This is a genomic window from Streptomyces sp. NPDC044061 (assembly GCF_056434305.1).
In genome coordinates, this window is the sequence record NZ_JBWKFL010000003.1 from 503,815 (window position 1) to 510,998 (window position 7,184).

Genomic DNA, 7,184 nt, shown 5'->3' on the forward strand with positions numbered 1-7,184 from the left:
GAACCCGCGCGCTCCCGGAGGGAACCCGCACCCGCCGATGTCGCTTGCGCCCCAGGGGCGCCACCCGCACCCGGTCGAGACAGCCGTACCGGTGGTGCGGGTGGGCAACGAAAATCCCCTCGCAGGCGAAGCCGAGGCGTATCGGGTGCTACGCCGGCCGGGACCGAAGTCCCTCCAGCAGGATGTCCAGCAGCCGGGTCGAAGCCGCAGCCTGCTGCGCCGGGTCCGGCAGCGAGGGCGCCGCCGTGGCGATCACGAGCAGCACGTCCGCCACGGACACGTCCGCCCGCAGCTCCCCGGCCTCCCGAGCCCGGTCCACCAACTGCCCGACGACCTCGAGCAGCGCACCGGCCCCACCGTCGTCCACTGACGACTCCGACACGAGCCGCAGCTCACCCGAACCAGAGGCCGAACCGGGAACCGCTCCGAGCTGCGACCTCTGTTGGGGCACCCGCGCCTCCTCGGTACCCCCGCCCGCCCCGGCGGAGCCCTCCTCGGCGACCCCCACCCGCAGCACCTGCGGGGGCAGCAACCGCCCCGCACCCGAGGCCACGGACGTCCGCAGGAAGCGGGACAGCGCCGACCACGGCTCGTCCTCCTGCCCGAGCGCGGCCCGCGCCTGCTCGGTCAGCCGCGCGGTCTCCTCCTCGGCTATCCGCCGGACCAGCACGTCCTTGCTGGGGAAGCGCCGGTACACCGTGCCCACACCGACCCGCGCCCGCCGTGCCACGTCCTCCATCGGCGCGCCGTACCCCAGCTCGCCGAACACCTCACGCGCCGCACGCAGCACGTGCTCCAGATTGCGCTGTGCGTCCACCCGCAGCGGCGCGGTGCGCGCGGCGTCCGCACGCCCGTTTCCCGCCGCCGCGGTCATCGCCGCGCCGCCCGTCGCGAGCGCGGCTGCCGATGCCCAATGAGTGTCCTGAACATGCATGTGTTTCCCCCGGTTAATGACGTCTCCCCCCGGAGACTCTCCCCGCCACTGAAGCCGGAGTGCGCGGAACTGGCGTCGGTCACGAGCGGTTCCGCCCGTAGCGGACCCGTTCGACCACATTCCCTACACCCCGTCGACACACGAACATAGTTGAGAGGAAGTCAATTCAGAAGGGGCAGGTTCCGCACAGTGCGCCCCCCGATCGGAGTACGGATCATTTATGTCCGTATCCCACACCTTCGCACCCTCTCACCCGCCCGTGCTGACCTGCCCGCTTTCGCCCCGCCCCGAGGGCGCGCCCGGCACCGCGCACACCAGCTCGCCGGTCACACAAATTGCCGGGGCTGTGGACAAACATCAGCGCCGGGTGCGTCATGGGATGGTGAAGGAACGTGCGCGCATTCTGGTTGTCGGCGGCGGCTACGTCGGGATGTACACGGCCCTGCGCCTGCAGCGGAGGTTGAAGCAGGAGCTCAGGCGGGGCGAGGTCGACATCACTGTCGTCACTCCCGACCCCTACATGACGTACCAGCCGTTCCTTCCCGAGGCGGCCGCCGGTTCCATCTCCCCTCGTCATGTCGTCGTACCGCTGCGCCGCGTCCTGGACCGGTGCCACGTGGTCATCGGCGAGGTCACCTCCATCGACCACGGCGTACGCACCGCCGCCGTCAGCACACTCGCCACCGCCGAGGAGGGCAGGACCTCCGAGCTCCTCGGCTACGACGAACTCGTCCTCGCCCCCGGCTCGGTCGCCCGCACGCTGCCCATCCCCGGTCTCGCCGAGTACGGCATCGGCTTCAAGACCGTCGAAGAGGCCATCGGACTGCGCAACCACGTCATCGAGCAGATGGACATCGCCTCCTCCACCCGCGACCCCGCGATCCGCGACGCCGCCCTCACCTTCGTCTTCGTCGGCGGCGGCTACGCCGGAGTCGAGGCGCTCGGTGAACTGGAGGACATGGCCCGCTACACAGCGCGCTACTACCACAACCTTCGCCCCGAGGACATGAAGTGGATCCTCGTGGAGGCCACCGGCCGCATCCTCCCGGAGGTCGGCGAGGAGATGGGCGGCTACACCGTCACCCAGCTGCGCCGCCGCAACATCCAGGTCCTGCTGGACACCCGCCTGGACTCCTGCGCCGGCCGCGTCGCCGTCCTCAGCGACGGCCAGCGCTTCCCGACCCGTACGGTCGTGTGGACCGCCGGCGTCAAACCGCACCCGCTGCTCGCCGCCACCGACCTGCCGCTCACCGAACGCGGCCGCCTGAAGTGCACCGCCGAACTCACTGTCGACGGCGTGGAGCACGCGTGGGCCGCAGGCGACGCCGCCGCCGTCCCCGACGTCACCGCCGCCGAGCCCGGCACCCACACCGCCCCCAACGCCCAGCACGCGGTCCGCCAGGCCAAGGTCCTCGGCGACAACATCGTCCACGCGCTGCGCGGCGAACCCCTGGAGACGTACGCGCACAAGTACGTCGGCTCCGTCGCCTCCCTCGGCCTGCACAAGGGCGTCGCCCAGGTCTACGGACGCAGGCTGAAGGGCTACCCTGCCTGGTTCATGCACCGCGTCTACCACCTCAGCAGGGTGCCCACCTTCAACCGAAAGGCCCGCGTCCTGGCGGAATGGACCCTCGCAGGCCTCTTCAAACGAGAGATCGTCTCGCTCGGTTCACTCGAACATCCCCGAGCGGAGTTCGAACTCGCGGCCGGTGGAAAGCCTCCTCACAGCCCCTCGGACGACCCGAAGGGGTCGTCCTGACCGGACCCAGGAACTCCACGGCCCGCCCCGGCGTCTGACGGATATCGCCGCGGACGGCCACCTGCCAGACTGCCCCACGTCCTCGGACGGGCACCTGCCCGCCCACAGCACCCACGAGGCTTTCCCCACTGTGAACTTCACGCGCTGGAGCGCCCGGCTCCCCGGAACGCAGCGCCGCGCCGCAGCGCGGACCGAAACCGCGGTCTCCATCGACCGGCGGGGGGAAGGCTCCGTGCCCGCGGCCCGCGCCGAACAGCCCCCCGACGGGCCGGCCGTCGTGCCCGCCGTCGACGAACTGCCCGCGCGCGACGTCCTCGACCGCGTTCCCGCCCTCGTCGCCCTCGTCCACGGCCCCGACCACCGCATCGCCTACGTCAACGGCGCGTACGCGTCGGCCTTCGGCGTACGCCCCCTGGGCGCACCGGCCCGCGAAGCGCTCCCGGAACTCGCCGAACTCGGCCTGCTCCCGCTCCTCGACCAGGTGCTGCGCAGCGGCAAGCCCCGCACCCTGAAGTCCCGCAAGGCCGTCGACGGCCGCTCCTACACCTTCACCTGCACCCCGGTCGCCGACCACGACGGCGACGGCGCCGACGGCGCCGTTCTCGTGTTCGCCACCGATGTAACCGACCACGCCGAGGCCGCCGAACGCCTGCGCGCCAGCGAGCGCCGCCAGCGCGAGACCGCCGTCACCCTCCAGCGCTCCCTGCTCCCGCAGGAACTGGAGCAGCCCGACGACCTGCGCATCGCCGCGACCTACCAGCCCGGCGGCACGGAGGCCGCGGTCGGCGGCGACTGGTACGACGTGATCACCCTGGGCGGCGGCCGCACGGCGCTCGTCATCGGCGACGTCATGGGCAGAGGCGTCCGCGCGGCAGCCGTCATGGGCCAGCTCCGCACGGCCGTGCGCGCCTACGCACGTCTCGACCTGCCACCGCACGAGGTCCTGCAACTCCTCGACGGCCTCGCCACCGAGATCGACGCCAACCAGATCGCCACCTGCGTGTACGCCATCCACGACCCGAACGAGGGCCGCCTGGTGTACGCCTCCGCCGGCCACCTGCCCATCCTGGTCCGCGACGGGAACGGCACGGTGCTGCGCGCCGACGAACCCACCGGACCGCCGCTCGGCACCGGCGGCTGGATGCACGCCTCGGGCTCGATCCCGCTCGGCCCCGGTTCCACGGCCGTCCTCTACACGGACGGCCTGGTCGAGCGCCGCGACGAGGACCTGGACGAGGGAATCGCCTCCCTGGAGCGCGCCCTGTCCGGCGCGACCGGCACCCCCCAGGTCGTCTGCGACCGTCTGGTCCGCTCGGCAGGCGTCACCGCCGACCACGACGACGACGTCGCCGTCCTGGTCCTCCAGCATCCGGCTCGTACGGGCCCCGAGGGCGACCTCTTCCGCAACGCGGCGCTGGAACTCCTCGGCGGAGTGGAAGCGGCGCCACGGGCTCGTGCCTTCGCCTCCGGCGTGCTCACCAGTTGGCGCTTCCCCGCCGAGCTGCACGACCTGGGCGTCCTGGCGACCAGCGAGTTGGTCGCCAACAGCCTCCAGCACGGAACCCCCCCGATGCGGCTACGGCTCCGCCGCACGGACCGCCGCCTGATCATCGAGGTCACGGACGGAGACGATCACCTCCCGCGCCGCCGTCGCGCGGAACCGGGCGACGAGTCGGGGAGGGGCATCGCCATCGTGGCCACCATCGCCTCCAACTGGGGATCACGCAGAACCCCGGGCGGCGGCAAAGCGGTGTGGTGCGAGTTCCTCCTGCCGAAGGCGTAGCGGAGCGCCGTCGGGCTGCGGGCTGGTACGGCTACGCGGTGACGGTCTCCGCGGGTGCACCACCCCGGGCCACCACCCGGCTCTTCGCGCCGGCCCACGGCTGATCATGGGCGACGGACAGCCTCCGCCCCAGCCGCAGCGCCAGCACGGTGATCCCCAGCGAGAACAGCAGGAAGGTCACGACGTACGGCCCGTGCAGCGAGGCGGCCAGGGGCCCGCCCACCGCAGGCCCGACGGCCAACGCCAGCTGCTTGACCAGAGCGAACGCCGAGTTGTACTGCCCGGCCATCCCCTCGGGAGCGAGATCGGCCACCAGCGGAGCCACCGTCGGCGACAGCATCGCCTCACCCAGCCCGAACAGCGCGTACGTCGACACGAACGCGGCGGTCGCCATCTCCTGACTGCCGTGCCCCAGCCCCGCGTACCCGGCGGCCACCCAGGCCACGGCCCAGATCAGACCCACACCGGCGATCACCCGGGACCGCCGACGCCGCTCCACGAACTTCAGGACGGCGAACTGGGCGACGACGATCATCATCGTGTTCGCCGCCAGCGCCGTACCGAGCGCGGAGGTGGATATTCCCGCGGCCTCCACGCCGTACGCGCTCAGACCCGACTCGAACTGCCCGTAGCAGGCGAAGAACAGCACGAAGCCCAGCACACACAGCTGCACCATCGCCCGGTTCCCGAGCAGCTGCTTCCAGCTGCCCTTGGCCGAGGCGGCCGGCGCGTCCGCGATCCGCGGGGAGTGCGGCATCCGCACCGTCGCCATCACCACGACCAGCAGCAGGAACACCGCCGCCTCGATCGCGAACAGCAGCGTGAAGGAGGAGGCCCGGGTGGTGTCGACCAGGTGACCACCTATGAGGCCACCGACACCGAGCCCCAGGTTCTGCAGAAAGAACTGCATCGCGAACGCCCGCGACCGCGTGTCCGCCGTCGAGCAGTCCACGATCATGGTCGCCAGCGCAGGCTGCATCACCGCCTGCCCGGCACCGAGCGCCGCGGCCGCCGACAGTACGGCGGCGGCGTTGCCCGCCAGCCCGAGGCTCAGCGCACCCAGCGCGGCGGTGACCAGGGCGGCGAGCAGGACCGGCAGCGGGCCGCGCCGCACGATCGCCCTGCCGGCGAACGGCAGCACGATCAGCGCGGCCACGGCGAAGACGGCGAGCACGAGTCCCGCCGTCATGGCTCCCAGCCCCCGCACCTGCGCCACATAGACGTACAGGTACGGGACCGTGAAACCGAGCCCGAACGCGCTGAGTGCGTTGCCCACGTGGATCCGGCGCATCGCTGCGCCCATCGCCCTGGTCACGTTCACCTCTCTCACTAGTTAGGAGTGAAGACTTCAAAGCTAAAGTTCGAAGCTAAAGAGTACACACCCAAGGACTTCAAGGCAAAGCAACAGCGTGCGATACTGCGGCCATGGCCGAGACCCCCGGCGTCACGGAGCCGACGCTCGAAGAACAGCTCGCCGCCTATCAGCGCGAGTTCCAGGACCTCGACCCCCAGGTCGAGAAGATCGTGTCGGCGCTGTCCCGGCTGAACCGCCGTATGAACGTCGCCTACGGCCGCCAGACCTCCGCCCTCGGCATCAGCAACGCGGAGTGGGAGGTGCTCAAGGCCCTCGTCCTGTCCGGGGCCCCGTACCGCCTGGGTCCCAGCGAGCTCGCCAAGCGACTCGGCCTCACCCCGGCCGCGATGACCCACCGGATCGACCGCATGGTCGCCGAGGGCCTGGTCACCCGGGAGCGCGACGAGTCCAACCGCGTCAGGGTGATCGTCGAGCTGACTCCCGAGGGCCGGGAGAAGTGGCTGGAGGCGATGCGCCTCGCGACCGTGTTCGAGGAGGACCTTCTCCAGGACCTCACCCCAGCCGAGCGCGCGGTGCTCGGCGAGGTTCTGACCAGGCTGCTGCGCCGGGTGGAGGACGCCCAGCCGGACGCCGGCGGCCGGCTCAGCGACCTCGACTGAGCGGCGACCGGACAGCAGTAAAAGATCTTGACAGGGGATGCTTGACACACCCCTGCCCGATCCGTAAAGTTCTTCGGGTTGCCACCGAGCCGTAACGGTTCTTCGGCAGCAACTCCGCCGCCACGAGCGGCACTCACACCACAAGCACGATCTCCCGACGGGGTTGATTTCGGCGTGCCCGAATTCAATTCGAATAGGGACCCGGTGGCCCGATTGGGAATCGCCGGACGGATCCGCTAGGGTTTGAGACGTCGGAACGGCCCAACGGCCGGGAAGACAAGCCCCGCTGACTGGGGGTCAGACGCCGAAAGGATCTGATAGAGTCGGAACCGCCGGAAAGGGAAACGCGAGAGCGGAAACCTGGAAAGCACCGAGGAAATCGGGTCGAGAAAAGATCTGATAGAGTCGGAAACGCAAGACCGAAGGGAAGCGCCCGGAGGAAAGCCCGAGAGGGTGAGTACAAAGGAAGCGACCGTTCCTTGAGAACTCAACAGCGTGCCAAAAATCAACGCCAGATTAGTTGATACCCCGTCTCCGGTCATCACGATCGGGACGAGGTTCCTTTGAAAAACACAGCGAGGACGCTGTGTGCGAGGGGACTATTCCTCCTCTCGCACCGCTCTCGTGGTGTTCATCCCGATTACGGGAAAACATTCACGGAGAGTTTGATCCTGGCTCAGGACGAACGCTGGCGGCGTGCTTAACACATGCAAGTCGAACGATGAACCACTTCG

The 7,184-nt window shown here is 70.0% G+C and carries 5 protein-coding genes and 1 rRNA gene; 4 read left to right on the plus strand and 2 right to left on the minus strand.

What is annotated here, in order from left to right:
* Positions 1 to 148: 148 nt before the first annotated feature.
* Entirely contained in the window at positions 149 to 934 is a 786-nt protein-coding gene (locus tag AC07CM_RS07190; RefSeq protein WP_478875316.1) for a TetR/AcrR family transcriptional regulator, read from the minus strand.
* A gap of 379 nt (positions 935 to 1,313) precedes the next feature.
* Here AC07CM_RS07190 and AC07CM_RS07195 point away from each other — a divergent pair, with 379 nt between their 5' ends.
* Positions 1,314 to 2,693: an NAD(P)/FAD-dependent oxidoreductase gene (locus AC07CM_RS07195; RefSeq protein WP_478875317.1), complete on the plus strand. Its 1,380-nt coding sequence runs from the start codon at positions 1,314 to 1,316 to the stop codon at positions 2,691 to 2,693.
* 130 nt (positions 2,694 to 2,823) lie between these two features.
* The gene (locus AC07CM_RS07200) at positions 2,824 to 4,476 is read left to right on the plus strand and encodes an ATP-binding SpoIIE family protein phosphatase (protein WP_478875318.1); all 1,653 of its coding nucleotides are present in this window, start codon (positions 2,824 to 2,826) and stop codon (positions 4,474 to 4,476) included.
* A gap of 31 nt (positions 4,477 to 4,507) precedes the next feature.
* Here AC07CM_RS07200 and AC07CM_RS07205 read toward each other — a convergent pair whose 3' ends face one another.
* A complete protein-coding gene (locus tag AC07CM_RS07205; protein WP_478875338.1) occupies positions 4,508 to 5,791 on the minus strand; it encodes an MFS transporter in 1,284 nt (427 codons plus the stop codon).
* A 110-nt stretch (positions 5,792 to 5,901) separates the two neighbouring features.
* On the opposite strand from AC07CM_RS07205, the gene AC07CM_RS07210 reads away from it, so the two are divergent.
* The gene (locus AC07CM_RS07210) at positions 5,902 to 6,450 is read left to right on the plus strand and encodes a MarR family winged helix-turn-helix transcriptional regulator (RefSeq protein WP_478875319.1); all 549 of its coding nucleotides are present in this window, start codon (positions 5,902 to 5,904) and stop codon (positions 6,448 to 6,450) included.
* 653 nt (positions 6,451 to 7,103) lie between these two features.
* Positions 7,104 to 7,184 (plus strand): 16S ribosomal RNA (locus tag AC07CM_RS07215); the annotation flags it as partial.